The organism is Mesorhizobium sp. M0276, from assembly GCF_040321755.1.
GTDB lineage: Bacteria > Pseudomonadota > Alphaproteobacteria > Rhizobiales > Rhizobiaceae > Mesorhizobium.
On the sequence record NZ_JAMYSC010000036.1, the window covers coordinates 16,748 to 42,331 of the forward strand.

General features: G+C 62.8%; 23 protein-coding genes and 1 pseudogene. 15 read left to right on the forward strand and 9 right to left on the reverse strand.

The genetic code is table 11. From position 1 onward, the window contains the following. Positions 1–253: 253 nt before the first annotated feature. Both katG and NKJ01_RS24905 read left to right on the forward strand, forming a co-directional pair. Positions 254–2,449, forward strand: a complete 2,196-nt coding sequence (gene katG / locus NKJ01_RS24900) for a catalase/peroxidase HPI (RefSeq protein ID WP_352731833.1) — start codon at positions 254–256, stop codon at positions 2,447–2,449. 276 nt (positions 2,450–2,725) lie between these two features. Continuing rightward, complete coding sequence (locus tag NKJ01_RS24905) at positions 2,726–3,283, forward strand: GNAT family N-acetyltransferase (RefSeq protein WP_352731836.1); 558 nt, start codon at positions 2,726–2,728, stop codon at positions 3,281–3,283. A gap of 452 nt (positions 3,284–3,735) precedes the next feature. Here NKJ01_RS24905 and NKJ01_RS24910 read toward each other — a convergent pair whose 3' ends face one another. Next, positions 3,736–4,146, reverse strand: coding sequence for a MerR family transcriptional regulator (locus NKJ01_RS24910; RefSeq protein ID WP_352731839.1), 411 nt, complete (start codon positions 4,144–4,146; stop codon positions 3,736–3,738). Between NKJ01_RS24910 and NKJ01_RS24915 the strand changes: the two genes are divergently transcribed. Beyond that, entirely contained in the window at positions 4,145–6,220 is a 2,076-nt protein-coding gene (locus NKJ01_RS24915; RefSeq protein WP_352731842.1) for a heavy metal translocating P-type ATPase, read from the forward strand. The two genes, NKJ01_RS24910 and NKJ01_RS24915, sit on opposite strands and share 2 nt — an antisense overlap. An 11-nt stretch (positions 6,221–6,231) precedes the next feature. On the opposite strand, the gene NKJ01_RS24920 is transcribed toward NKJ01_RS24915, so the two are convergent. The 3 genes from NKJ01_RS24920 to NKJ01_RS24930 all read right to left on the reverse strand — a co-directional run bounded on the left by NKJ01_RS24920 (position 6,232) and on the right by NKJ01_RS24930 (position 9,810). After that, positions 6,232–6,339 carry a P1 family peptidase gene (locus tag NKJ01_RS24920; RefSeq protein ID WP_023761843.1) on the reverse strand — a complete coding sequence of 36 codons (108 nt, stop codon included), beginning with the start codon at positions 6,337–6,339 and terminating at the stop codon, positions 6,232–6,234. Continuing rightward, positions 6,339–8,507: an amylo-alpha-1,6-glucosidase gene (locus NKJ01_RS24925; protein WP_352731845.1), complete on the reverse strand. Its 2,169-nt coding sequence runs from the start codon at positions 8,505–8,507 to the stop codon at positions 6,339–6,341. The genes NKJ01_RS24920 and NKJ01_RS24925 overlap by 1 nt, the downstream gene beginning before the upstream one ends. A 205-nt stretch (positions 8,508–8,712) precedes the next feature. Continuing rightward, on the reverse strand, positions 8,713–9,810 hold the full coding sequence (locus tag NKJ01_RS24930; protein WP_352731848.1) for a glycosyltransferase family 4 protein: 1,098 nt from the start codon (positions 9,808–9,810) through the stop codon (positions 8,713–8,715). 176 nt (positions 9,811–9,986) lie between these two features. Between NKJ01_RS24930 and NKJ01_RS36490 the strand changes: the two are divergent. Continuing rightward, positions 9,987–10,169, forward strand: a pseudogene (locus NKJ01_RS36490) (hypothetical protein); the annotation flags it as partial. A 13-nt stretch (positions 10,170–10,182) separates the two neighbouring features. On the opposite strand, the gene NKJ01_RS24935 reads toward NKJ01_RS36490, so the two are convergent. The 3 genes from NKJ01_RS24935 to NKJ01_RS24945 all read right to left on the reverse strand — a co-directional run bounded on the left by NKJ01_RS24935 (position 10,183) and on the right by NKJ01_RS24945 (position 13,511). Beyond that, positions 10,183–11,367, reverse strand: a complete 1,185-nt coding sequence (locus NKJ01_RS24935; RefSeq protein ID WP_352731851.1) for an MFS transporter — start codon at positions 11,365–11,367, stop codon at positions 10,183–10,185. A 174-nt stretch (positions 11,368–11,541) separates the two neighbouring features. Beyond that, a complete protein-coding gene (locus tag NKJ01_RS24940; protein WP_352731854.1) occupies positions 11,542–11,739 on the reverse strand; it encodes a DUF2061 domain-containing protein in 198 nt (65 codons plus the stop codon). A 107-nt stretch (positions 11,740–11,846) separates the two neighbouring features. Continuing rightward, positions 11,847–13,511 carry a Na/Pi cotransporter family protein gene (locus tag NKJ01_RS24945; RefSeq protein ID WP_023761837.1) on the reverse strand — a complete coding sequence of 555 codons (1,665 nt, stop codon included), beginning with the start codon at positions 13,509–13,511 and terminating at the stop codon, positions 11,847–11,849. A gap of 397 nt (positions 13,512–13,908) precedes the next feature. Here NKJ01_RS24945 and NKJ01_RS24950 point away from each other — a divergent pair, with 397 nt between their 5' ends. From NKJ01_RS24950 to NKJ01_RS24990, 9 genes are all read left to right on the forward strand, one after another. Then, on the forward strand, positions 13,909–14,280 hold the full coding sequence (locus tag NKJ01_RS24950; RefSeq protein WP_352731857.1) for an RcnB family protein: 372 nt from the start codon (positions 13,909–13,911) through the stop codon (positions 14,278–14,280). Positions 14,281–14,420: 140 nt separating this feature from the next. Continuing rightward, entirely contained in the window at positions 14,421–16,355 is a 1,935-nt protein-coding gene (gene dnaG, locus NKJ01_RS24955) for a DNA primase (RefSeq protein ID WP_352731860.1), read from the forward strand. A 511-nt stretch (positions 16,356–16,866) separates the two neighbouring features. Continuing rightward, a complete protein-coding gene (gene rpoD / locus NKJ01_RS24960) occupies positions 16,867–18,888 on the forward strand; it encodes an RNA polymerase sigma factor RpoD (protein WP_023761835.1) in 2,022 nt (673 codons plus the stop codon). A 204-nt stretch (positions 18,889–19,092) separates the two neighbouring features. Continuing rightward, positions 19,093–19,386, forward strand: coding sequence for a GYD domain-containing protein (locus NKJ01_RS24965; RefSeq protein ID WP_023761834.1), 294 nt, complete (start codon positions 19,093–19,095; stop codon positions 19,384–19,386). Positions 19,387–19,520: 134 nt separating this feature from the next. Further along, the gene (locus NKJ01_RS24970; RefSeq protein WP_352731929.1) at positions 19,521–19,889 is read left to right on the forward strand and encodes a thiol-disulfide oxidoreductase DCC family protein; all 369 of its coding nucleotides are present in this window, start codon (positions 19,521–19,523) and stop codon (positions 19,887–19,889) included. 221 nt (positions 19,890–20,110) lie between these two features. After that, positions 20,111–20,779: a PadR family transcriptional regulator gene (locus tag NKJ01_RS24975; RefSeq protein ID WP_352731864.1), complete on the forward strand. Its 669-nt coding sequence runs from the start codon at positions 20,111–20,113 to the stop codon at positions 20,777–20,779. 112 nt (positions 20,780–20,891) lie between these two features. Beyond that, positions 20,892–21,188, forward strand: coding sequence for an HlyU family transcriptional regulator (locus tag NKJ01_RS24980; protein ID WP_352731867.1), 297 nt, complete (start codon positions 20,892–20,894; stop codon positions 21,186–21,188). Positions 21,189–21,295: 107 nt separating this feature from the next. Then, entirely contained in the window at positions 21,296–21,778 is a 483-nt protein-coding gene (gene greA / locus NKJ01_RS24985) for a transcription elongation factor GreA (protein ID WP_352731870.1), read from the forward strand. 132 nt (positions 21,779–21,910) lie between these two features. Next, entirely contained in the window at positions 21,911–22,351 is a 441-nt protein-coding gene (locus NKJ01_RS24990; protein ID WP_023761829.1) for a lipid-binding SYLF domain-containing protein, read from the forward strand. Between the two features lie 138 nt (positions 22,352–22,489). Here NKJ01_RS24990 and NKJ01_RS24995 read toward each other — a convergent pair whose 3' ends face one another. Next, complete coding sequence (locus NKJ01_RS24995; RefSeq protein ID WP_352731873.1) at positions 22,490–23,692, reverse strand: MFS transporter; 1,203 nt, start codon at positions 23,690–23,692, stop codon at positions 22,490–22,492. A 181-nt stretch (positions 23,693–23,873) separates the two neighbouring features. Then, the gene (locus NKJ01_RS25000; RefSeq protein ID WP_224571096.1) at positions 23,874–24,332 is read right to left on the reverse strand and encodes an Lrp/AsnC family transcriptional regulator; all 459 of its coding nucleotides are present in this window, start codon (positions 24,330–24,332) and stop codon (positions 23,874–23,876) included. Positions 24,333–24,501: 169 nt separating this feature from the next. Here NKJ01_RS25000 and NKJ01_RS25005 point away from each other — a divergent pair, with 169 nt between their 5' ends. Next, positions 24,502–25,236: an AzlC family ABC transporter permease gene (locus NKJ01_RS25005; RefSeq protein WP_352731877.1), complete on the forward strand. Its 735-nt coding sequence runs from the start codon at positions 24,502–24,504 to the stop codon at positions 25,234–25,236. Next, the gene (locus tag NKJ01_RS25010; protein ID WP_352731879.1) at positions 25,233–25,532 is read left to right on the forward strand and encodes an AzlD family protein; all 300 of its coding nucleotides are present in this window, start codon (positions 25,233–25,235) and stop codon (positions 25,530–25,532) included. Before NKJ01_RS25005 ends, NKJ01_RS25010 begins: the two co-directional genes overlap by 4 nt. Positions 25,533–25,584 lie beyond the last annotated feature (52 nt).

Consider the following 25,584-nt stretch of genomic DNA (forward strand, 5'->3'; position numbering starts at 1 on the left):
ATATTATCGCTGCAATCAGGAAATCCAACTTAAATTAATCACGCGACTTTGCTATAGGAACTGCGAGGAAGATCAGGAGCAGCCGGGACCATCTGGTCCAGGCGCTCGCAGCGATGGACATCCAAGATATTCGGTCGCGTATCGGGGACAGGTCATCGCGCCTGCCATGAAACGGACCACCTCCAGGGGCATCCAGTGTCCTTGCTCACGCAGCCGTTGAAACAGCTCAACACAGCCACGATCGGAGAAAAACATGGACGCCAACACAGACGACAACAGCAAGGGCAAATGCCCGGTTGCGCATGGGTCCTCCCGCAGGAGCAACCGTGACTGGTGGCCAAACCAACTTGACCTCGGCGTTCTGCACCAGCAATCGAACCTTTCGGATCCGATGGGCGAGGAGTTCGACTATGCCGAGGAATTCAAGTCGCTCGATCTCGATGCGGTGATCAAGGATCTGCACCATGTGATGACGGATTCGCAGGAATGGTGGCCCGCCGATTTCGGCCACTACGGACCGCTGTTCATCCGCATGGCCTGGCACAGTGCCGGCACGTATCGCATCGGCGACGGCCGTGGCGGCGCCGGCGCCGGCCAGCAGCGTTTCGCGCCGCTCAACAGCTGGCCGGACAATGCCAATCTCGACAAGGCGCGTCGGCTGCTGTGGCCGGTCAAGCAGAAATATGGCCGGAAGATCTCCTGGGCCGACCTGTTGATCCTCGCTGGCAATGTCGCGCTCGAATCGATGGGCTTCAAGACCTTCGGCTTCGCCGGTGGCCGCGCCGACGTCTGGGAGCCCGAGCAGGACGTGGATTGGGGTTCGGAAACCAAGTGGCTCGACGACGAGCGCTACTCCGGCGACCGCGAACTCCAAGGCAATCTCGGCGCCGTCCAGATGGGCCTGATCTACGTCAATCCGGAAGGGCCGAACGGCAAACCTGATCCGCTGGCCTCGGCACGTGACATCCGCGAAACCTTCAGCCGCATGGCGATGAACGACGAAGAGACCGTAGCGCTGATCGCCGGCGGTCACACCTTCGGCAAGACGCACGGCGCCGGCGATGCCTCGTTGGTGGGGGCCGAACCGGAAGGCGCCGGCATCGAAGCGCAGGGCCTCGGCTGGTCGAGCAAGTACGCCACCGGCATTGCCGGGGACGCGATCACCTCCGGTCTCGAGGTGACCTGGACCACGACGCCGACCAAGTGGAGCAACAACTTCTTCGACAATCTGTTCAACTACGAATGGGAGCTGACGAAAAGCCCGGCGGGCGCTCACCAGTGGACGCCGAAGGGCGGCGCTGGTGCCGGCACCGTGCCGGATGCGCATGATCCGTCAAAGCGCCGCGCGCCTTCCATGCTGACCACGGATCTCGCGCTGAGGGTGGATCCTGCCTATGAAAAGATCTCGCGGCGTTTCCACGAGCATCCAGACCAGTTTGCCGACGCGTTTGCCCGCGCCTGGTACAAGCTGACCCACCGCGACATGGGCCCGGTCGCTCGCTATCTCGGCCCGCTCGTGCCGAAGGAGGTGCTGATCTGGCAGGATCCGATCCCGGCAGTCGACCACGAATTGGTCAGCGAGCAGGATATCGCATCCCTGAAGTCGAAGATCCTGGCATCGGGCCTGTCGGTTTCCGAGTTGGTCTCGACCGCCTGGGCGTCGGCCTCGACGTTCCGCAATTCGGACAAGCGCGGCGGCGCCAACGGTGCCCGCATCCGGCTCGCGCCGCAGAAGGACTGGGAGGTCAACCAGCCGGCCGAACTGTCGAAGGTGCTTGCCAGGCTTGAAGGCATCCAGAACGAGTTCAACGCGGCACAGACCGGCGGCAAGAAAGTCTCGCTTGCCGACCTCATCGTGCTCGGCGGCGTCGCCGCGGTCGAAAAAGCCGCGAAGGATGGGGGTCATGAGGTGAAGGTGCCCTTCACGCCAGGCCGCATGGACGCCTCTCAGGAACAGACGGATGTTCATTCCTTTGCGCCGCTCGAGCCGAAAATCGATGGCTTCCGCAACTATGCCAGGGGCAAGCAGCCGATGTCGACCGAAGCCATGCTGGTCGATCGGGCGCAATTGCTGTCGCTGACGGCGCCGGAGATGACGGTGCTGGTCGGCGGCTTGCGGGTGCTTGGCGCCAACACGGCCAAGTCGAAGCATGGCGTGTTCACCGACCGGCCGGGGACGCTGACCAATGACTTCTTCGTCAACCTGCTCAGCATGAACACGGTCTGGGATCCGGCCGCCGGCTCCGACGAAGTCTACGAAGCGCGCGACCGTAAGACCAAGGCGGTCAAGTGGACCGGCACGCGCGCAGACCTGATCTTCGGTTCGCACGCACAATTGCGTGCACTTGCCGAGGTCTATGGCTCCGCGGACGCCGGGCAGAAATTCGCCAGGGATTTCGTGGCGGCATGGACCAAGGTGATGAACGCCGACCGCTTCGACATAGCCTGAGATCGCTAGAGCGGGATGCATTTGAATTGAACCTGGCATCCCGCTCTAACTGTTGTTTTAGCCGCATTTCTGCAACGCCAAGCGATTCCGCTTGGCTGCAAAATGCTCTAGTGGCGATCCGGCCTTGCCGGAGCGCCAATCCTCCCACGACCAGGATCAGGGCCGCGTTTCCAGCGATGGGAACGCGGCCCTGTCGCAAGAGACTGTCCCTTGGTGGACCGTGCCTTGCCGGGCAATGCTGTTATCTTGTCTGCATAGCGTCTCCGCTGGTGCACCATGATCGAAATCGTCAAACCCGCGCTTGAACATTTGCCGTCCTACAAGGCGGCGCTCGAGCGTGGCTGGTCGCCGGACAATGTGCGGCTGATGGAAGCGACGCGTGAGCAGCTTGCGGCAATCGAAAAAGATCCGGTGGCCTTTCTCGCCGACCTTGACGATCCACAGGCCAGGGGCGGTCCGATCACCTTGCCCGACGGCAAGCAAGTGCCGCGCCTGCCGGGCTTCCGCCGCTGGATCTGGGACGGCGAGGCATCGGGCTCGATCGGCTTCCGCTGGCAGCAGGGCACGGCAGAACTGCCGCCACATGTGCTTGGCCATATCGGCTATGCGGTGGTGCCGTGGAAGCGGCGGCGCGGTTACGCCACCGACGCGCTGCGGCTGATGCTGGACGAGGCGAGGGCGGTCGGCTTGCCCTATGTCGAGATCACCGCCAAACCAGGCAATCCAGCCTCGCACAGGGTGATCCTTGCCAATGGCGGCAGGCTGGTCGAGCGCTTCTTCGAAGACGCCGCCTATGGCGGGGTGGAAAGGTTGCGATTCCGGATCGAGTTGTAGGGTGGGGGCGACGCGGCCGGAGGGGCGGTTAATCCTGCAGCATTAGTATTTGTAGGTCTGCGCATGCGGCCGTCATCGGAGTTCGCCCGGACGCGCCAATAGCGGCCATCACTTCGAGTAAATCCGATATAATACCAAGGCGATGAGCATCACCACGAGAGCTATGAAAATGCGTTCGACCCACCGCATCAGCCTCGACTTCGAGGGGTTGCCCGATATCGCATTGCCTAATATGTCCCCAAGAAAATGAAGCAAGTTGTCCATTGCGTGGTTGGCCTCCGATTTTATACATTTTGCCGACAGTGATTGTACTGGATCAACCACTCTGACGTTAGCATGTCCGCGAAAAGCCAATGCAGAATTATGCTCGGTGGTTCCGCAAGGCCGCGGCTCTCTGAGGTCACAGCGTTGCGGAACCCATGCGGCTGCGCCGCGCCGCTCCTTGCTCCGCCTCACCCATGCTCGTCAGTGCACAGCGCGTGGTCGGACAGCGCGCGGATAACGTAACAGTCGCCGACCGTCTTGCCATTGCAGCAGGTGGCGATGCGTTCGAGTTCGGCCTCCAGCCGCTTCAACTGGGCGATCTTGTCCCGCACCGAGATCAATTGTTCCTGGGCGATCTTGTCGGCGTGGCCGCAGGGCTGCTCGGGGTGGCCGCTCAGTTCGATCAGCGAGCGGATATCCTCGACGGCGAAGCCGAGGTCGCGGGCGTGGCGGATGAAGGCCAGCCGTTCCAGCTCCTGCCTGGAATAGCGGCGCTGGTTGCCTTCAGAGCGCTCGGGTGCGGCTACCAGGCCCATCTGCTCGTAGTAGCGGATGGTCGGTACCTTGACTGTCTCGGTTTCAGTGACCGGCGCCAGCATGACGGTCAGTCACGGTGGCGCACTGCCGGAAGACAAGGTGCTGCGGCAGGTTGCGCGGCTTGGGTATGGCATCAAAAAGGCCGAAGCCAGGATCGATGGGCACGCTTCAGCAGTCAAAGCGTATGACCATGCTGATCATGACCACGAAGGCCACGATCATGGCGAGCCGGCCAGCAAGCAGGCCATCGCTTCATACATGGGTGGCGAGCCGGGGCAGGCGTGGTGGCGTTCCCGCCGGGCAGTGCTGACGCTGGCTTATGCGGCAGCGCTTCTTGCTGCCTATTGCATCGGCTATCTGTTTCCGGCGGCCGAGCGCTGGGTGTTCCTGGCCGCGCTGCTGGTCGGCTTGGTGCCGGTCGCGCGGCGTGCGCTGATGGCGGGACTGGCCGGCACGCCGTTCTCGATCGAGACGCTGATGACCATCGCGGCGACAGGCGCCGTGATGATCGGCGCTACGGAAGAAGCCGCCACCGTGGTGGTGCTGTTCCTGATCGGCGAACTCCTGGAAGGTGTCGCCGCCGGCCGCGCGCGGGCGAGCATTCAGCGACTTGCCGATCTGGTGCCGAAGACAGCACTGGTCGAGCGCGCAGGCGGCACATCGGAGATTCCCGCTGAAGACCTTGTGATCGGCGACGTCATCGTGGTGCGGCCGGGCGACCGTATTCCCGCCGATGGCGAGATCGTCCAAGGGGCGAGCGATATCGACGAGGCGCCGGTGACCGGCGAGAGCACGCCGAAGCGCAGGGGTGTCGCGGAAGTCGTCTTCGCCGGCACGATCAGCACAGACGGCGTGCTCAAGGTGCGGGTGACGGCAGCCGCGTCGGACAACACCATCGCCCGCGTCGTGCGGCTGGTGGAAAAAGCGCAGGAGGCCAAGGCGCCCACCGAGCGCTTCATCGATCGTTTCTCGCGTTATTATACGCCAGCGGTGCTGGCCGTCGGCGCGCTGGTGGCGCTGCTGCCGCCGCTGCTTGCCGGCAGCGACTGGAACGAGTGGATATACAAGGGCCTGGCGATCCTGCTGATCGGCTGCCCCTGCGCGCTGGTCATCTCGACGCCGGCGGCGATCGCCGCAGGTCTTGCGACCGGCGCGCGGCGTGGCCTGTTGATGAAGGGCGGTGCCGTGCTGGAAGGGTTTCGCGGCATTACGGCGGTCGCCTTCGACAAGACAGGCACGCTGACGGCCGGCAAACCAGTCGTCACCGACATCGCGGCCTATGGGCGCGACGAATGCACCGTGCTGGCATTGGCGGCAGCACTGGAGCAGGGCTCCAGCCATCCGTTGGCGATGGCGATCCTGGAGAGGGCCAAGACCGACAAGGCGCCGGTGCCGCCGGCGCTGGCGGCGAAGGCGATTTCCGGCAAGGGCGTCGAGGGCAGCGTCGGCGGCGTAGCTGTCTTCCTGGGCTCCGGTCACGCGGCGAGCGAACGCGCCGTGATGACCAAAGCGCAGCGCCTTGCCGTCGACAGGTTCAACGGCCAAGGCAAGACGTTGTCGGTGCTTGTTGCCGATGGCGTGGTGGCGGGGTTGATCGCCATGCGCGATGAGCCGAGACCGGATGCGGCGTCGGGTATTGCGGCACTGAAGGCCGAGGGCATCCGGGCGGTGATGCTGACTGGCGACAACCGCCGCACCGCCGAAGCCATCGCCGCTTCGCTCGGCATCGAGGCGCGGGCGGAGCTGCTGCCGCAGGACAAGCAGCGCATCGTCGGCGAGTTGCAGCGCGAAGGGCTCAAGGTGGCCAAGGTCGGCGACGGCATCAACGACGCGCCGGCGCTCGCCGCCGCCAACATCGGCATCGCCATGGGTGGCGGCACCGATGTGGCGCTAGAAACCGCCGACGCGGCGATCCTGCATGGCCGGGTCATGGACGTCGTGCGCATGGTAAAACTGTCGCGGGCGGTGATGGCCAATATCGGCCAGAACATCGGGGTGGCACTGGGCCTGAAGGCGGTGTTCCTGGTCACCACCATCGCCGGCATCACCGGCCTGTGGCCGGCGATCCTGGCCGATACCGGCGCCACCGTGCTGGTCACCGCCAACGCCATGCGCCTGCTGCGCTGGCGCGGGTGAGGTCGACAGTCTTACCGGAGGATCGCGGTGACGCCGGTGTTGATGTCGCCGTTGAGCAGCGTGCATTGGCGAACACGCACATCGGGCACATCACTGATCGCATTGTGCGATCCGACCACTAAGAGTGCACCACCAGCGGCACGAGGCCCTCGTGCCGCTCATCGAGATAGCAGACCATGTGGTCGCCGATGCGCTGAAACGTAAGGTCGACCTTCGCCTCACCGACCGCTAAGTGTCGGATCACGATGTTGTCGATGCCTATCGGCAACCGGGGCTGCTGGACATTGATCTCGTGTTTCCAACCGTCGACTCGAATCCCCAGGCAGGCCTGCAGCAACATAAAGGCGGATCCGGCCGACCATGCCTGTGGCAGACAGGCTACGGGATAGGCTATCGGCGCGTCGCCGATCGCGCGGGTAAAGCCGCAGAATAGTTCCGGCAGCCGCATGTTGAAACGGACCGCCGCCTCAAACATACTGCTCATCAGCTTTACAACGCTTGTCCGCTCCTGGTAGCGGGCGAGCCCAGCGGCGCAGATCGCCGTGTCATGTGGCCAGATCGAACCGTTGTGATAAGACATCGGGTTGAATGGAAGCTCGTCGTCGGCCAGGGTGCGAACGCCCCAACCGCTGTGGAGGTGAGCTGACAGCAGCTGCGCGGCAATCGACTGCGCCCGTTCCGCTGACGGCAGTCCGACATAAAGCAGGTGACCCGCGTTGGAGGCACGCACGGCGCATTGCTTGCCTTCTCCGTCTATTGCCAAGGCGTAGAAGTTGCTCTCCGGCATCCAAAACCGCGTCTCCACCGCGCTGCGGATCCTTTCTGCCATGGCGCTCCAGCGTGCGGCCTTGGCGTCGTCGCCGCGCTTTGCCGCCAGTGCAGCCATGCCTTGGTAGGCCGCAAAGACATAGCCTTGCACCTCTACCAATGCGATTGGTCCCTTGGGTATCGTGCCATCGGCATGGAAGATCGCGTCGGCGCTGTCCTTCCAGCCTTGGTTGAAAAGCCCCGTATCCGCCCCCCTGTTGTAGGTCACGAAGCCCTCTCCGTTGCGAGCTCCGACCTCCTCCATCCACGCGATCGCCGCACACAGGGAATCCCACATGCGATCGACGAATTCGTGATCGCCCGTGCGATCGGCGTAGGAGCAAGCCAGGTAGACATAGAGCGGAGTGGTGTCGACGCCACCATAGTAGCGGCCGAACGGCAGTTCGCGCAGTACAGCCATTTCCCCCTTGCGCGTTTCATGCATGATCTTGCCGGGCTCGGCATCGTCAAATATCGACGTTTCTGTCGACTGATAGCGGGCAAGGAACGCCAGGACGCCGCGAGCGAGCTCAGGGTTCAGCCACAACATCTGCAAGGCGGAAATGACGCCGTCGCGGCCAAAGGCGGTCGAGAACCAGGGAATCCCCGCGTACGGATATGGCCCAGTTTCCAGATCAGTGGTCAGCAACGCGATGTCGGCGCGCGTGCGCGTGAGCCAGTCATTAAACACGCGGCCGGAACTGAATACGGTGGCGCCCTGTCGACGCTTTGAGCGCATGGCAAACCGCGCCCGTGCCGCGGCCGCTCGGAAACGATCACTGGATGGGGCTTCTTCGCTGTGACCGACCTCCAGATACAGCTCTCTTCTGTCGCGCCTTGCCACCAGAATGCGGAACTCGGCGTGATTGGGATGCACTTGATCGGGCCTCATCGAAAACGCGATGACAGATTGGCGCGATACATTGTCGAGGCCTTCGTATCGGAACGTGACGCTGTTCTCGCCGACCAACGCATCATGCGCACGACCACGGCGGCTTCGGGTAGTGCCGCGCACCTCGAACATGTCACGGAAATCGGCGTCAAAGTCGAAACGGACCGGCAGCAGCACCTCGCGCCTGGCGTAGTTCGAGAACGTGATCCGCTCGAACATGCGGTCCTGCCAGATGAACCGGGTCCGATTGATGTGCACGACGCCTGGCAGCGTTTCGCTGCCGTTTGGCCCGATGGTGGCCAGATTGGTGAGATTGGCGTTGAATAGAATGTTGTCCTGCGACAGCGAGGCGCCGAGCAGCGAGGGCATACGGCCGCCAATGAACAGACGGAAGCGCGACAGCACACGCGTATCGTCGCGGAAAAGCCCGTCGCCAGTGCCGCGAATGTCACCATAGCTGTCGGTGACAATGAAGCAGTCCTCATGCTTCAGAGCAAATTGCCTGTGCGGCTCGCGCGGCGCCGATTCGTCCAGTGCCGGGAGAGCCACAGCTGGATCGAGCTTTCGGTCTTCGACTTCAATGGTCATGTCAGCCCTCCTGTTCAGAAGAGACTTGGGCGGCAGAGGCGCGCACATGCTCCCACTCGCTTGCGCCGAACCTCCCTCATCAATAATATTCGCATCAGTCCCGTACTCGGGCGTGCGGTCGCGGATAGCGTGGTTCGAATTCTTGGCGAATGATTGGCAACTTTCGCTCTTTCGGCCCGATCAAACGCGGCTCGAACCATCGGTTCTAGGCGGCCGGCTCGGCCACGACCATCGCAGCCGCAGCGCAGACATTTTGGGGGCCAGGTGCAAGTCGCCTGGTGCCCGCGAGCAAGCGGTAGACCGCCATGTAGTCGCAGCACATGCGTCCAACCGTGAACCGCTTTTCGAAAATTTCCCGCACCCGTGCACGATCGAGATCGCCTATCCGCCGGACGGCCTCAACAGCTTCGCCAACATCTTCCACGATCAGTCCGGACACTCCATCGTCGATGACCTCTGGAACGGCGCCGCGGTTGAAGGCTATCACCGGGGTGCCGCAGGCCATTGCCTCGATGGTGACAAGGCCGAACGGTTCGGGCCAGTCGATCGGAAACAGCAGCGCTGTCGCTCCGCCCAGAAATTCTGCCTTCTGCCGTTCATCGATCTCGCCAACGAACTCGACGTTGGAATGTCGAAGCACCTTGGGTTCGACCTTCTCACTCCAAAATGATTGGTCCACCGCGTCGATTTTGGCTGCGATCTTCAGCGGCATCCCGGCGCGCGCTGCGATTTCTATCGCGGCTTCCGGCCCCTTTTCCGGTGAGATTCGGCCAAGGAAGGCCAGATAACCCGAGGCTTTCGGCCGGAAGGGGAGAATGTCAGGCGGCAGGCCGTGATAAACTGTTCCGAGCCAATCGACCGGTGGCATGGGCCGGCGCTGGTCATTGGAAATCGAGACCAGTGGAAGGTCGTCGAACATCGCGTAAAGTTGCGCCAGGTCCGGAAGGTCGAGCCGGCCATGTAGGGTGGTAACGGTTCGCCGCGCGAACTCACGGATCATTGGAAAGTGGAGAACATCGACGTGAAAATGCAGCACATCGAATTCATTCGCCCGTCTGCGAACCTTTTCAAGCATCATGACGTGATACGGAACATGGTTCTGGGCGCTAGGGTTCAGCCGAAGTGCAGCATTGCAACACGCGACCAGTTCGGCCGAAGTGCTTGAATCGCCGCTGGCGAACAACGTCACTTCGTGGCCCTGTCGAACCAGCTCTTCCGTCAAATAGGAAACGATACGCTCAGTCCCTCCATAAAGCCTCGGTGGTACCGACTCGATCAGAGGTGCGATCTGGGCTATCTTCATCTGCGGAATACCTGAAAGCGGAAGTCAGCCTTCAAACCAACCGGCGATGGCACGACCATCCTTCACCTATTCACATCACCGCCAACTTTCGGATTGCTGATTTGTTCCGGGGAACAATTGCTTCGTCGCGACGCCGCCCCGAACAACGACAAGGGACGCCCATCTCGGCGCGAGCCGCCGTCGAAACGGCGGATGCGGCGATCCTGCATGGCCAGGGCATGGACCTCGTGCGCATAGCAAAACTGTCGCGTGCGATGATGGCCGATATCGGACAGAATATCACCCTGGCGCTGGGGCTGAAGGCGGTGTTCCTGGTCATCGCCGGCGGCCTGTGGGCGGCGATCTGGCGCGGATCAGGGCTTTGTTCGAGCTCTACTCCGCTGGGGCCGTCAGCGGCGGCGTGGCTTTGCTGCGTCCTTCCCAGACATAAGAGGCGAGCGCCACCGCGACGGCGAACAGCATGGCGACGGCGCCGAGCAGCGGCAGGCTGCGATAGCCAAATCCGGCATTGAGCGTGGCGGCGCCCAGCGACGCGGCAAGCGCGATGCCGACATTGAAGCCGGACGGAATGAGCGACGAAGCGAGGTTCGAGGCGTCCGCCGTCCAGGCCAGGATGCGGGTCTGGATCGGTGTGCCGATGGCGAAGTTGAGGCCGCCCCAGACGACGATCGCGATGACCATCGGGAGGGGATAGGGGCTGACGACATAGATGACGGCTAGCGTCGCCGCCTGCAGGGCTAGCATCGAGATCAACGACGGCATCAGCTTCCAGTCGGATAGCTTGCCGCCGAGGAAAACGCCTAGCGTGGCGCCGACGCCATTGAGCAGCAGCACCCACGGCACCCAGCCCTCGTCGAGCCCGGTGACCTCCAGCAGTGTCGGAGTGATGTAGGTGAACAGGCCGAACTGGCCGATCATCAGCATCAACATCAGGATCAGCGAGGTCCAGACCTGCTGGCGGGCCAGCACGCGAACCTCGCGGGCAAAGCCGGCGGGCCTCGCCGACGATCCGGTGGTGCGCGGCAGCAGCGCTGCCATGGCAAGCGTTGCCGCCACGCCCAGCGCGCACATCACCCAGAAGGTGGCGCGCCAGCCCCAGATGTTGCCTATCGCGGTGCCGGCGGGCACGCCGATGACGTTGGAGACAGTAAGGCCGGACAGGATGACGGCAACCGCCATGCCGCGTTGATCCTCGCGCACAAGACCGACGGCGACGACCATGGCGACGCCGAAATAGGCGCCGTGCGCGACCGCGACGGCAATGCGCAACAGCAGCATCGAGGTGAAGTCGGGCGCCAGCGCGCAGGCGGCCTGGCCGATGGTGAAGGCGACTGCGAGGCCAAGCAGCAAGTTCTTGCGCGATAGCGACTTGGTGGCGAGCGCCAGCAGCGGGCCGCCGACGGCGATGCCACAGGCATAGCCGGAGACGAGATAACCGGCGGAGGGAACCGAAACGCCGAGCCCTTGCGCCACTTGCGGCAGCACTCCGGCAATCACGAATTCAGTGGTGCCGAAGGCAAAGGCGGCGATGAACAGGGCGATGAGCGGAAGCGACATGGCCGGAATTGGATCCTCGATTGCAGGCGTCAAACCACGGACGGGCGTCGCGGACAATTCAGAAATTGTTGGCGCCGGTTTAGGTTTTGTTGATCGAGACCCAACGCAACCTGCTGGCGTGACAGCCGGTGAGGGCGCGCCGGGTCGGTCGCGCGAACGCCGCTATGCTACGGTCTAGCGCCCGTAGGGAATTCTCAGCCAGGCGCGTTCATGGGCATAGTAGAGCAGGGATTTGGTGGCGACCTCGGTCAGGCCGATTGTCGCGGCGAGCTTGACGCTTCCTGTCACGACCAGCGAAATGATCATCGTGTCGATGGTGCCGGTCGCGCGCCAGGAGAGCGCCTTGGCAAAACTGCGTGAATGGGTATCCATCGATTTCCTCCGAAAGGCTGGGCTAATGAACCCTTATCCCGACTGGAGGAAACAGAGCAAAGGTATTTTGCCGCAGAAGCGCGTACGGCACCTGATGGTGTCGTGGATCAGCTCGCCTTCAGCCGCGACCCGGTGAGCAGGCCGCGCTCTTCGAGCACCGGATAGGCCATCGAGGCCAGCAGCGAGTTGATCTGCTTCAGGTCGCGGATGGTGTCGAGATGGATCGAACTGGTCTCGACGCTTTTGGCGGTGCCGTCGCGCAGCCGTACGAAATGACTGGCGCTGGTTTCCTTCTCGCGATCGCGCAGCCGGTCCTTTTCCAGCACCAGCTGGCGGGCTGTCTCGGGGTCGCGCGAAACCAGGACGTTGAAGGCTAGCCGTGCATTGGCGAGCACCGAGCTGTGGAAGGCGAACAACTCGCTCCAGCCTTCGTCGGTGAATTCCAGTCCGCGCTCGAACTTCTTCTTCACATGCACCAGCATGTTGCGCACGATGATATCGCCGACCTGCTCCAGCTTGACGCAGGCGCCGATCAGCTCCTGGCACCGCAAGGCCTCGTCCTCGGTCAACGAATTCCTGGTAAGCTTGGCCAGATAGAGCTTGATCGCGGCGTGCTTTCTGTCGACGCGGTCGTCGAGTGCAGCCAGCGCCTTGATCTTGTCGGCGTCGGTACTTTCATAAAGTTCGATGATGCGCTTCAACATGATCTCGACTGTCTCGCAGACCCGCACCACTTCGCGCGTGGCATTGGCCAGCGCCTGGCTTGGCACGTCGAGCGCGCTCTCGTTAAGCGCGGATAGCTCGACGACATCGAGCGAGGCGGCCGGTACGGGCTTGATGCCAAGCGCTACGATCTTTTCGGAAGCGCGATAGACGAAGCCGGCCAGCGGCAGCCCGGCGAGCAGGATCAGCACATTGAACAGGATGTGGGCGTTGACGATCTGGTCCGCGGCCGTCGAACCGAGAAAGGCGAAGTGCGGCCTGAAGATCATGACCAGGATCAGCATGACCAGCGAGCCAAGCCCGCGCATCAGGAGATTGCCGACCGGCACGACGCGCACTTCGGGGCTCGACGAGCGGGTCAGCATCGGCGCGATGATCGAGGAGCCGAGATTGACGCCGAGGATGAGGACGACGCCGAGTTCCGGCGTGATCAGGCCGCGGCCGGCGAGCGTCGCCATCAACAGAACCGCCGCGATGCTCGACTGGAACAGCCAGGTGATCAGCGCCGCCAACAGGTAGGCGGTGATGGAATCAGTCGAGAAGTAGTTGATGATGACCGGCAGGAGCTGGCTGTTGCGCAACGGCTCCGATGCCTGGCCGATCATTTCCAGCGACAGGATCAGAAGACCGATGCCGACCAGGATGCGGCCGGACTGGCGCCAATCGCGGCGCTCGGTAGCCATGAACATCACCGTGCCGGTGATCAGGCAGAGCGGCACCAGCAGGGTGAGATCGAAGGTCAGCAGCTTGACCACCAGCGCCGAGCCGATCTCGGCGCCGCGCACGGCAAGCTGGCCCGCGGCGCCCGAGACGATGCCGGAGCCGGCGAAGGAGCCGACCAGAAGCGTGACGGCGGTGGAGCTCTGCAACGCGATGGCGAGGCCGGTGCCGGCCAGCACCGCCATGACCGGATTGCGCATGGTGGCGCGCAGACGATGGCGCAGCACGTCGCCATAGGCGCGCTCGACGCCGGTCTTGACCATGCGGGTGGCAAACAGCATCAGCGCCACGGCGCCGGCCAGATGCAGAAGAACGACGGAGCCGCTCATCTTGCCGCACGCATGCGAACAGGGCGCGCGACGCGGCCAGCGTGGCGGGCGGGATGAAAAGCGGGGTTACGAATCATGTTCATGGCAGTCGCCGATAATACTCGAATATTTTAGCCGGATAATAAAATATTGTCGATTTTAATGGCCGTTGCCGCGCGACAGGCCGCGACAGGCGGTGTCGGAAAATGGATTGAGGCGCAAATGGTTGCATTGCCAAGCCGCTGTGGGGCGGCGGATCGGCCAGGTTTGCCGCGCGTTTGGGCTCTTAATTTTGCGATGACGTCCAACTCTCTCGGATAAATAGATGAATTCATTACACAATTGTAATGCAGGCGTTCAGTTTCGGTTCATCGATGTCCCGCCATTCCTCTGATGTCGAAAACCAAGGAGACTTCTCATGAAACGCATTATCCTTTCGGCCCTCGCTTTCTCGATGCTGGCCGCCACGCCATTCACCGGCCAGGCCGCGTCGCTGAATGCGCCGGTCGCGCCGCAGTCGAACTACAGCCAAGTCGACTGGCAGAAGCCCGGCAAGCATGTCGACGTGCGTAAGCGCGTCGTGGTGAAGAAGAAGGTCGTCGTGAAGCGCAGCCATTGGCGCAATGGCCAGAAATATTCCAGCTGGAAGCGTCACCAACCGATCCGCGATTATGGCCGGTACGGCCTGCATCGTCCCGGTCGCGGTCAGGAATGGATCCGCGTCGGCAACGACTACGTGCTGGTCGGCATCCTCTCCGGCGTCGTCTTCGGCGCGCTTGCCGCGCAGTAACCGGCAGCTTACCGGGCAGCGAAAGGGGGCGGCCAGCAACGGCCGCCTTTCTTTTTGCCCTGTGGAAACCGGGTACGGCCCGCATTAGGGGTCGTCGGATTTCGCGGGCATGATTATATGGTGGGGAAACGAGTTCCCCGATGCGCTTTCCACCCGCTTTCCTCGACGAGATACGCGACCGCGTGCCGATTTCCCAGCTTATCGGCCAGCGGGTCGCGTGGGACAGGAAGAAGACCAACGCGCCGCGCGGCGACTATTGGGCCTGCTGCCCGTTCCATGGCGAGAAAAGCCCGTCCTTCCACTGCGAGGACAAGAAGGGCCGCTACCATTGTTTCGGCTGCTCGGTGTCGGGCGATCATTTCAAGTTCCTCACCGAACTCGACGGGATGAGCTTTCCCGAAGCGGTCGAAAAGATCGCCGACATGGCCGGTGTGCCGATGCCGGTTCGCGATGCGCAGGAGGAGCGGCGCGAAAAGGAGCGCGCCAGCCTGACCGATGTCATGGAGATGGCGACCACCTTCTTCCAGGAGCGGCTGCAGGGGCCGGAAGGCGCAAAAGCCCGTGCCTATCTGCGCGATCGCGGCCTGACACCGGCGACACAGCAATCGTTCCGGCTCGGTTTCGCACCCGACAGCCGCAATGCGCTGAAGGAGCATCTCGCCGCCAAGGGCATTCCCAAGGCCGATATCGAGGCCTGCGGATTGGTGCGCCACGGCGACGACATCCCGGTTTCCTATGACTGGTTCCGCGACCGCATCATGTTCCCGATCCCGGATTCGCGCGGCAAGATCATCGCTTTCGGCGGGCGCGCGCTGCAGCCGGATGCGCTGGCCAAATACATGAACTCGCCCGATACCGAGCTCTTCCACAAGGGCAACGTGCTCTATAATTTCGCCCGCGCCCGCAAGGCGCTCGCCAAGGGCGGCACGGTGATCGCAGTCGAAGGCTATATGGACGTGATCGCACTGGCGCAGGCCGGCTTCGAGAATGTCGTGGCGCCGCTCGGCACCGCGCTCACCGAAAATCAGCTTGAGCTGCTTTGGCGCATGGCGCCGGAGCCGATGCTGTGTTTCGACGGCGACAAGGCCGGGCTCAAGGCAGCTTGGCGAGCCGCCGACATGGCGCTGCCATCGGTGCAGGCCGGGCGCTCGGCGCGCTTCGCGCTGCTGCCGGAAGGCAAGGATCCCGACGATTTGGTCAGGGCCGACGGACCGGATGCGTTCCGCATAGTGCTGGCCGAGGCGCGACCGCTGGTCGATCTGTTGTGGATGCGTGAGACGGCGGGCGGCGTCTTCGACACGCCGGAGCGGCGGGCCGAACTCGAGAAGACGCTGCGCGAGCTGACCAGCCGCATCCGCGACGAAAGTCTGCGCTACCATTATCAGCAGGAGATGCGCGAACGCGTGCTGAGCTTTTTCGGCTCCCAGCGCAGCACTAGGCAAGGGCGCCAGGATGGACGACCGGGCCAGGGCAAGGCCGCCGCGCCCGGCGGTCAGTTCGCCAAGAGCGGTGGCGGCCGCATCGCCATCACCGAAAGCCTTGGCCAGTCGGCACTGGTCAAGCGCGGCAGCGAGGGGATGTCGGTGCGCGAGGCGACGATCATCGTCGCATTGGTCAACCATCCGGCGCTGATCGACGAGAATTTCGCCCATATCGAGTTTCTCGATCTTGGCAACTCGGACCTGAGGCGGCTGCATGGCGCGATCCTCGATGCAATGGCGCATGATATGGCGAATGACCGTCAGGCCGTTATAGCGACGATCGAACGCGCCGGCTGCGCCGAGATCTGGGAGCGTGCCGTCGGCCTGATCCGGCGAATGCGGCAATGGCCGGCATTGGAGACCGCCGCCCTTGACGATGCCCGCGACGCTTTCAGCCAGGCACTGCACTTGCAGCGCAGCGCGCGCACCTTACATAAGGAGCTGAAACAGGCGGAAGCGGCGCTCGCTACTGATCCCACAGACGAAAATTACCGGCACCTGATCGAAATTCAGGCGCAATTTCAGGATGTACAGGCAACGGAAGCGCTGATCGAAGGATTCGGTGTGTCCTCGGGCAGGGCCGGGCGGGCTTAAGGCATGATCCCGAAAAGCGGGAACCGGTTTTCGGAGAAGATCATGCTTCCACCAAGAATGACAAGGCCTTTCCGATCCAAGGAGCGGAACGGGCCTCGCAAGAGAATGACAGTGAGGCGTTGCGCGTCCAAATGGTGCGCGGCGGGCTAAGTCGGGTAATTGATTCGCTTTATTAAGGCGAATCATGCGAGAGGCGCTTGACCTTCTGGCAGAATGACGGAATCAGGACGATTCGAAACGTTAACCCAAACCCGCGTCGACGGGAAATAAGCGATGTGAGGGTACTGGTCACTGGACAGGCAGCCTGCCTGCCACAGATACCAGGGTTAATCTGGACTTAATGCGTGTCGCCCAAAAGGAAACCGGTTTTGGGGACAACGACATGCACCAAACGACGAGTTGATGCAGTTACTGGCCCGGTGAAGCGCGTTCATAAGCGAGCGCATCCGATTTGACTGGTCCGACAGCTTACGCGGCTTTGATGTTCGGCCGCTAGGAGAAGAAAAAGACTATGGCGACAAAGGAAAAGGAAGAGGTCGAAACCGAACGCGAAGGCGCCACCGATGGCCCTCTGCTCGACCTTTCCGATGATGCTGTCAAGAAGATGATCAAGGCCGCCAAGAAGCGCGGCTATGTCACCATGGACGAGCTGAATTCGGTGCTGCCCTCCGAGGAAGTAACCTCCGAGCAGATCGAGGACACGATGGCGATGCTGTCCGACATGGGCATCAACGTGGTCGAGGACGACGAGCAGGGTGAGGAGCCCGAGGCCGCCGACACCGCGGCCGATGCCGAGGAAGACGCCAACGAGCTGGCCGAGCAGACCGGCACGGCCGTTGCCGCCACCACGACGAAGAAAGAACCGACCGACCGCACTGACGATCCGGTGCGCATGTATCTGCGCGAGATGGGCTCGGTCGAGTTGCTGTCGCGCGAGGGCGAAATCGCCATCGCCAAGCGCATCGAGGCCGGCCGCGAGACGATGATCGCGGGCCTGTGCGAAAGCCCGCTGACCTTCCAGGCCATCATCATCTGGCGCGACGAGCTCAACGAATCCAAGATCCTGTTGCGCGAGATCATCGATCTCGAAGCCACCTATGCCGGACCCGAAGCCAAGCAGGCGCCGGTGGTCGAGCGCATCGAGGAAGCCAAGGTCGAGGACAAGCCGCGCCGTTCGCGCGACGAGGAAGACGACGTCACCAATGTCGCCGCCGATACGCGCGGGCTGGTCGATGACGACGAGGAAGACGAGGACGAAGCGAGCCTTTCGCTGGCGGCCATGGAAGCGGAACTGCGCCCGCAGGTGATGGAGACGCTCGACGTCATCGCCGACACCTATAAGAAGCTGCGCAAGCTGCAGGACCAGCAGGTCGAGAACCGTCTGGCCGCCGCCGGCACGCTGTCGCCCAGCCAGGACCGCCGGCTGAAAGAGCTGAAGGACCAGCTGATCAAGGCGGTGAAGTCGCTGTCGCTCAACACGGCGCGCATCGAGGCGTTGGTCGAGCAGCTCTACGACATCAACAAGCGCCTGGTGCAGAACGAAGGCAAGCTGCTCAGGCTCGCCGAAAGCTACGGCGTGCGCCGCGAGGAGTTCCTGAAGGAATATCAGGGTTCCGAGCTCGACCCGAACTGGACGCGCGCGATCGGCAACCTGACCTCGCGCGGCTGGAAGGAATTCACCAAGAACGAGAAGGACGCGATCAGGGACCTGCGCGCCGAGATCCAGAACCTCGCCACCGAAACGGCGATCTCGATCCTGGAATTCCGCAAGATCGTCAACCAGGTGCAGAAGGGCGAGCGCGAAGCCGCGATCGCCAAGAAGGAAATGGTCGAGGCCAATCTGCGCCTCGTCATCTCCATCGCCAAGAAATACACCAATCGCGGCCTGCAGTTCCTCGACCTGATCCAGGAAGGCAATATCGGCCTGATGAAGGCGGTCGACAAATTCGAATACCGCCGCGGCTACAAGTTCTCGACCTACGCGACATGGTGGATCAGGCAGGCGATCACCCGTTCGATCGCCGATCAGGCACGCACCATCCGCATCCCGGTGCACATGATCGAGACGATCAACAAGATCGTGCGCACCTCGCGTCAGATGCTGCACGAAATCGGTCGCGAGCCGACGCCGGAAGAACTGGCCGAAAAGCTCGCCATGCCGCTCGAAAAAGTGCGCAAGGTGCTGAAGATCGCCAAGGAGCCGATCTCGCTCGAAACGCCGGTCGGCGACGAGGAGGATTCGCATCTGGGCGATTTCATCGAGGACAAGATGGCGATCCTGCCGATCGACGCCGCGATCCAGGCCAATCTGCGCGAAACCACCACGCGCGTGCTGGCCTCGCTGACGCCGCGCGAGGAACGTGTGCTCCGCATGCGCTTCGGCATCGGCATGAACACCGACCATACGCTGGAAGAAGTCGGCCAGCAGTTCTCGGTCACGCGCGAGCGCATCCGCCAGATCGAGGCCAAGGCACTACGCAAGCTCAAGCACCCGAGCCGCAGCCGCAAGCTGCGCAGCTTCCTGGACAGCTAAGACCTGCCGAGATCAAAGAGTTCAAGGGCGCCACTGGCGCCCTTTTTCGTACAGGGCGCGTGCTACCGACAACAGGGGCGCGTGCTCTTGCGGCTCGCACCCTTCGGGAGGATAATTCGGTGTCGGATGCATTTTTTGGGCGACAACCCGGATGCCCGCCCCGGCGAAGCCGCCGTGCTCCGTGGCCCCGGAGGGAGGTGTGCCATGACAAGTTACATCGTGCTGATGAACTGGACCGAGCAGGGCGCCAGAAACGTTCGCGATTCGCCGAAGCGGCTCGACGCCGCCAGGAAGCAGCTGGGAGACATGGGTGGATCGTTCAAGGCGTTCTACCTGACCATGGGCGAATACGACATGGTGGCGGTGGTCGAAGCCCCTGACGATGCGGTCCTGGCGCGTTTCTCGTTGATGCTGGCGGCGGCCGGCAATGTCAGGACGCGGACGCTGAAGGCCTTTCCCGAATTAGCCTACCGCGAGATCATCACCTCGCTCGGATAGGCTCTGTGGTGAAAGGGCCGGAACCGGCTGGTCCGAGGGTAGTCTCGTTCGCACGCAACTGATCGAGCGACGTCTTGACGGCGCCCGATCGTTTGTGGTCCTTCAGGTTGCGTTACCAAACAAATGCCGAGACTATGCTGACCGTCTGGTACAACACGCGCTGCCCGGTTTGCGATGCCGGCATCAGCAGGCAGAAGCGGCGGCTGATCGAAGCGGTCAAGGCCGGACGGATCGAATTCCGCGACATCAATTTTGAACCGGCAGCGCTTGCCGCATACGGCGCGTCCCTCGAGGATATCCGCCGCCGGCTGCACGCCACCGACGCTGGTGGCCAACTGCTGGTCGGGGCCGATGTGGCGATCGCCGTGTGGAAGGTCACGCCGGGCGAGGGCTGGCTGGCGACTTTGTTCGGCAATCCCCTCGTTTTGCCGCTGACACGCTTTGCATATGATCGGTTCGCCGACCTGCTCTATGCCTGGAACCGGCGCAAGGGTCGCTGGTAATCCTTGCTTCGCGGGCAGCATTGCGTTCGCAAAGACCACCGGCGGGGCAGCCAACAATTTCGCGCGTCACCTCGTCGAGCACTCAACACCCTGTTGTGTTTTGTTCCATCGACATCAAATCGCTGGCAACGCAGTCAGATACATCGTAAGATATATCTTGACTCGCCCACAGCATGCGCCTAATTAAGATATATCGTATGATACAACTCATGGAGCAATCAATGCACAAGCACAATCATTTCGGCGAGCGCATGTTCATGCACATGGCCGGCAAATTCGGCGGACGTGGCGGAGGGTTCGGCCCGTTCGGGCACGGTGGTCGTGGCGGTGGACGCGGCGGGCCGGGCGACATATTCCGTGCCGGACGAATGCTGGCCGACGGCGACCTCAAACTGATCACGCTGTCGCTGCTGGCCGAGGCGCCGCGTCACGGCTACGACATTATCAAGGCGCTGGAGGAACGCACCAGCGGCATCTACAGCCCGAGCCCGGGTGTGGTCTACCCGACCCTGACCTTCCTGGAAGAGGCCGGCTACGCCGTCTCCGCCGCCGACGGCAACAAGAAGGTGTTCTCGATCACCGAGGCGGGCCAGGCGCATCTTGCCGACAACCGCGAGATGATCGACAGCGTGCTCGACCATCTCGAGCGTTTCGGCCGCAAGATGGCCAAGGCGCGCGACTGGTTCGGCTGGAACGACGAGAGCGAAGAGGCTGGCCGTCGTGGCGGTCGTGGTGGCCGTTCGGAAGCACGCGACGAGTTCCGTGCCGTGCGCCACCGGCTGCGCGCGGCTCTCGGCGACTTCGTCGATGCCCCGGCCGACAAGCAGGCCGAGGCGATCGCCATCCTCGAAGCTGCAGCCGAGGCACTGGAAGCGCTGTCGCACAAGTAAGGTCTCCCGGCACGGCCGGACGCAGCCCTTGCCCGCTGGGCCAAGGACCGATAGTGAAATTCATCCCGCGCCACGCTACATGTGTGGGATGAATGCTGTTGGAGGAAGCCCGATGTCTTTTCTGAAGCGTCTTTTCGGCGGTGGTGGCGGCAATGAAGCGGCGGAGCCAAAAAACGCGGCACCAGCCAAGCAGGTCGAGCACAAGGGTTTTCTGATCAGCGCCACGCCCTACAAGGCGGACGGCCAGTACCAGACCTGCGGCGTCGTCTCCAAGGAGGTCGACGGTGTGATGAAGGAACACAAATTCATCCGCGCCGACCGCTTCGCCGGGCTCGACGATGCCGTCGACATCTCGATCAAGAAGGGCATTCAATTGGTCGACGAGCAGGGCGAGCGGATTTTCGGATAGGGCCGGGATTGGTCGTGGCGACAAACGTCGGCCCTCCGCAGGAAGCGGTAATTCGCCAGCAGTTTCTCAAATGACGGCAGTAGGCGGCAAGCAGAGAGTCTCGACAATTGAGCGTAGCATTCGCCAAGGAGGAAAGTGCTGAGGCAGCATCGGAAACGATCCTGCCGGCTCGGCCTGTCTCCGATCGGATCAACCTCGTTACGGAGGCGGGCCTCAAGATGCTGCAGGATGAATTGGCTGGCGCTCAGCAGGCTCTCGAGGCCGCCAGCATGCTGGAGGATGTCACTGAGAGGCGACGGCAGTCGGCGGTTCCGGTTCGAGATATGCGCTATTATGCCGAGCGCGTCCGTACAGCTCAACTTATGTCGGTGCCCACGTCCAATGAGGTGATCGCCTTCGGGCACACGGTCACTTTCAAGCGTGATGATGGCCGCATCCAGACCTTCCGCATCGTCGGCGAGGATGAGGCAAACCCGTCTCAAGCTTCGATTTCGCATGGTTCTCCGGTTGGCATCGCGCTGACCGGCAAAACCGTTGGCGACTTTGTCCAACTGGGGCCGCGCGAACTTGAGATCCTGTCCATTTCCTAGTTGGGCATCGGGTATGGCGCACGACCAGTGCGAGTGCCTGGAACCAATGACGGGTGAGACTGTTCAATTGTAACTTCGACAAAACGCTGACGAGCCCAGCCGTTGGGCAAGCGGCCACCTTGAGGAGTTCCTATCATGATTTCGTCCAGAATTCGTTCACTCGCGGTTGCCGTCATCGCGGCAGGGGCAGTCAGCGTTTCCGGCGCCGCGCATGCCGACAGCGGCACGATCCGCTTTGCCGTCTACAAGGCGGCCTTCTTCGTGGGTGGATCCGGAGGCGAGGGCACGCTGACCTTCCATGGTCGTCGCTACCCCATCTCGGTCGCCGGCGTCTCGGGCGGCCTCGCCTTCGGGGTCTCCAAGACGTATTTCCAAGGCACCGTGCGCCATATCAGGCGCGCCCGGGATGTGACAGGCGTATACGGGGCGGCGGGCGGTGGCGGCACGCTCGGCAAAGGGGCTCAGGTGATCGTCATGACCAATGACAAGGGCGCCCAGCTCGAACTGTCTGGCAAGCAGGTAGGCCTGCAGGTCAACGCCGATCTCAGCGGTATGTCCATCACGGTGAAGTAAGAGGTTCGTCAGTCCTTAAAATGGACCTTGCTGCGGCGGCGCCGCGTGCCTTCCGGCTCAGACGCCTGCAATCGCACCGGACAGGCCAGGCTCATGGCGCGCCTGGCCTGTCCGGTCGGAACTCGATCCGGCCGAAGACTAAGCCGCCTGCAACTGCCTGCGCGGCAGCGGCGGGAAGGCGATGGCGATGCCGACTGCACCAAGCCCGACGAGGGCCGAGCCGACGAACAGCCAGGAATAGTTGGCGTAGGCATCGAACACCATGCCGCCGGCCAGAGGTCCGAGCGCCATGCCGAGGCTGGACAGCATGGTGGCGGCGCCGAACACGGTGCCGAGGATGTGCTGGCCGAAATATTCGCGCGCCAGCACCGCGTAGAGCGGCATGACGCCGCCATAGGTGGCGCCGAAGATGACGGCCAGCATATAGAACTGCTCGAGCCGGCTGATCGAGAGATAGGCGGCGATGACGATCGCCTGGATCGCGAGGCCCGCGATCAGCACCGGCTTGACGCCCAGGCGATCGGCAAGCACGCCGTAGAAAAGCCGCCCGCCGAGGCCGGCAAGGCCCTCGACACTGTAGATCGAAACGGCCGCCATTGGGGCGACGCCGCATAGCATGGCATAGCTGACCATGTGGAAGATCGGCCCGGAATGCGCGGCGCAGCAGGCGAAGAAGGTCAGCCCCAGCACGATGAATTGCGGCGAGCGCAGCGCCTGGCCGACCGACAGGCCGGCACCATCGGCAGCCGGTGCGGAACCAGTGTCAGCGACGGCTGGCTTCGGCGGCTGACGAACCAGCAGCACGGCCGGCAACAGCAGCACCCAAGCCGTGATGCCGATGTCGAACATGGCAGTGCGCCAGTCATAGGCCGAGATCAGCCAGCGGGCGAAGGGCGAGATCGTCATCGGCGCCACGCCCATGCCGGCCGAGACCAGCGAGACCGCAAGGCTGCGGTTGGTGTCGAACCAGCCGGTGGTCAATGCGATCATCGGCGCAAAGAAGGCGCTGGCGGCGAGGCCGACCAGCACGCCATAGGTGATCTGGAAGGTGAGGAGCGAGCCGGCGCGGCTGGCCAGCACCAGCGCCAGCCCGAGCAGTACCGCCCCGATCGTCACGACGATGCGGGCCCCAAAACGGTCCGACAGGGCGCCCCAGGCGAAGCCGCCAAGGCCCATCACCAGGAAGTTGAGCGTCATGGCGCTCGAAATGCCGGCGCGCGACCAGTTGGTGTCGATCGCCATCGGCTCAAGGAAGATCGCCAGCGAAAACATTGTTCCGATGGCGACACAGGACATCAGCGCGCCAGCGGCGACGATGACCCAACGATAGGAAAGGCTCATTCAAATCTCCCATGCCAGAGGGCAGCGCTGCGCGCTGCTTGCATCCGAAGGACGCTGGCATCGAGGCCGATCCTACAATCCGGTTGCATTTTTTATCCAGTCTGAAAGGCGCTGTTTTCGGTGGTCCTTTTTGGACGCACGTCATTATCCTGAAACCGTTTCGCACTTTGGGTGACCTGCGTCAGATCGGCAGTTCCGACGTGTATTTGATCGTCTGGCTGGGAACGTCCGTCTTGACGTTCTGCACGCCCTTGATGCGGCTCAGATGCTCCGACTGGAAGCGGCGGTAGTCATCGATGCCGGCCGCCACCACGCGCACCATGGCATCGCAGTCGCCGAGCATCAGATAGCACTCCATCACCTGAGGCAGCTTGGCGACTTCGGTGGCGAAATGCTCGATCGTGTCCTCGTCCTGTGCCTTCAGCCAGATCCGGGTGAAGAAGGTCAGGCCCTTGCCGATGCTGGCCGGGTTGAGCACTGCGACATAGCGGTCGATGATACCGGCTTCCTCCAGCAGCTTCACGCGCCGCAGGCAAGGCGAGGGCGAAAGCCCGACCTCATTGGCCAGATCGTTGTTGGCCATGCGGCCGTCGCGTTGCAGTGCCCGCAGGATCCGTTTGTCGATCTCGTCAAGTTTCATGGTGTTTGATTCCATTTATACGGCGATTTGTGATACCAAATGCCAAAATTCCGTGAAACACAACAATCTTTGCAACCAAATTGCGGGCCGATATCGATATGTTTGCCGCGACATCAGTTGATTTCAAACGCAGGGAAGCGGCGGCCGCAAGGCCAGTCGATGGAGAGCCATGAGCATTACACAGGCAGTCGAGACGGCGGGCGATGGCTCCGGATCCGAATTCCGGCGCGGCGTGGCGTCATGCGCGCCGGTCCTGTTCGGCACCATCCCCTACGCGCTGCTGCTTGGCGCCCAGGCCGCGCAGAGAGGCTTGAGCGTTGTCGAACTGTCGGCAATGACGGGGCTGAATTTTGCCGGGGGTTCGGAATTCGCGGCGATCCAGTTGTGGACGTCGCCGCCGCACATCGTGCTCATCGTCGCCATCACCTTCCTCGTCAACAGCCGTCATTTGCTGATGGGGGCGGCGCTGGCGCCGTTCCTGCGCTCCCTGCCCAGGCGCAAGGTCTTTCCGGCGCTGTTCTTGATGTGCGACGAGAGTTGGGCACTCGGGCTCGCCGACGCCAGGCAGCGCAGGGCTGCCGGCATCACGCCGGCCTTCAGCCCGCGCTACTACATGGGCGCGGCATTGGCGATGTATCTCACCTGGGTGGCCTTCACCACGCTGGGTGCCTTGCTCGGCCCGATGCTCGGCGACGTCGGGACCTACGGTTTCGACATGGCGTTCCCGGCCGTCTTCCTGGTGCTGATGCGCGGCATGTGGACGGGCGTGGCGGCCGCGCGGCCCTGGCTGGTCAGCCTCGTTATCGCGGCGCTGTTCTATCTCTTCATCCCGGGCGCCTGGTATGTCGCCGCCGGTGCGGTGTCGGGGCTGGTCGCGGCCTGGCTGATGGCCGGTGATGTATGATCGACGCAACGACCGTGCTTACCATCGTGCTGATGGCCGGCGTTACCTACCTGACGCGGATCGGCGGCTATGTCTTGCTGCGCAACCGCACGCTCAGTGCGCGTGCCACGGCGGTGATGGAGGCAGCGCCCGGTTGCGTGCTGATCTCGGTGATCGCGCCTGCCTTCGTGTCGCGGAATCCGGCCGACCTTCTGGCGCTGGCGATCACTTTGATCGCGGCGACGCGGCTGTCCATGCTGCCGACCGTTCTGATCGGGGTCGCTTCGGCGGGGCTGTTGCGGCATCTGATTGGCTAGAACGAAAAAAGGCAGGCGCGGCGCGCCTGCCTTTTTCAATCCAGATGATCGG

What these genes read in the sequence shown, in the direction of transcription:
- katG (WP_352731833.1), top strand. Translation starts at nt 254, where the DNA reads ATGGACGCCAACACAGACGACAACAGCAAGGGCAAATGCCCGGTTGCG.
- NKJ01_RS24915 (WP_352731842.1), top strand. Translation starts at nt 4,145, where the DNA reads ATGACGGTCAGTCACGGTGGCGCACTGCCGGAAGACAAGGTGCTGCGG.
- dnaG (WP_352731860.1), top strand. Translation starts at nt 14,421, where the DNA reads ATGCGCTTTCCACCCGCTTTCCTCGACGAGATACGCGACCGCGTGCCG.
- NKJ01_RS24965 (WP_023761834.1), top strand. Translation starts at nt 19,093, where the DNA reads ATGACAAGTTACATCGTGCTGATGAACTGGACCGAGCAGGGCGCCAGA.
- NKJ01_RS24980 (WP_352731867.1), top strand. Translation starts at nt 20,892, where the DNA reads ATGTCTTTTCTGAAGCGTCTTTTCGGCGGTGGTGGCGGCAATGAAGCG.
- NKJ01_RS24975 (WP_352731864.1), top strand. Translation starts at nt 20,111, where the DNA reads ATGCACAAGCACAATCATTTCGGCGAGCGCATGTTCATGCACATGGCC.
- rpoD (WP_023761835.1), top strand. Translation starts at nt 16,867, where the DNA reads ATGGCGACAAAGGAAAAGGAAGAGGTCGAAACCGAACGCGAAGGCGCC.
- NKJ01_RS25010 (WP_352731879.1), top strand. Translation starts at nt 25,233, where the DNA reads ATGATCGACGCAACGACCGTGCTTACCATCGTGCTGATGGCCGGCGTT.
- NKJ01_RS24945 (WP_023761837.1), bottom strand. Translation starts at nt 13,511, where the DNA reads ATGAGCGGCTCCGTCGTTCTTCTGCATCTGGCCGGCGCCGTGGCGCTG.
- NKJ01_RS24995 (WP_352731873.1), bottom strand. Translation starts at nt 23,692, where the DNA reads ATGAGCCTTTCCTATCGTTGGGTCATCGTCGCCGCTGGCGCGCTGATG.
- NKJ01_RS24905 (WP_352731836.1), top strand. Translation starts at nt 2,726, where the DNA reads ATGATCGAAATCGTCAAACCCGCGCTTGAACATTTGCCGTCCTACAAG.
- NKJ01_RS24925 (WP_352731845.1), bottom strand. Translation starts at nt 8,507, where the DNA reads ATGACCATTGAAGTCGAAGACCGAAAGCTCGATCCAGCTGTGGCTCTC.
- NKJ01_RS24910 (WP_352731839.1), bottom strand. Translation starts at nt 4,146, where the DNA reads ATGCTGGCGCCGGTCACTGAAACCGAGACAGTCAAGGTACCGACCATC.
- NKJ01_RS25000 (WP_224571096.1), bottom strand. Translation starts at nt 24,332, where the DNA reads ATGAAACTTGACGAGATCGACAAACGGATCCTGCGGGCACTGCAACGC.
- NKJ01_RS24950 (WP_352731857.1), top strand. Translation starts at nt 13,909, where the DNA reads ATGAAACGCATTATCCTTTCGGCCCTCGCTTTCTCGATGCTGGCCGCC.
- NKJ01_RS24940 (WP_352731854.1), bottom strand. Translation starts at nt 11,739, where the DNA reads ATGGATACCCATTCACGCAGTTTTGCCAAGGCGCTCTCCTGGCGCGCG.
- NKJ01_RS24970 (WP_352731929.1), top strand. Translation starts at nt 19,521, where the DNA reads ATGCTGACCGTCTGGTACAACACGCGCTGCCCGGTTTGCGATGCCGGC.
- NKJ01_RS24930 (WP_352731848.1), bottom strand. Translation starts at nt 9,810, where the DNA reads ATGAAGATAGCCCAGATCGCACCTCTGATCGAGTCGGTACCACCGAGG.
- NKJ01_RS24935 (WP_352731851.1), bottom strand. Translation starts at nt 11,367, where the DNA reads ATGTCGCTTCCGCTCATCGCCCTGTTCATCGCCGCCTTTGCCTTCGGC.
- NKJ01_RS25005 (WP_352731877.1), top strand. Translation starts at nt 24,502, where the DNA reads ATGAGCATTACACAGGCAGTCGAGACGGCGGGCGATGGCTCCGGATCC.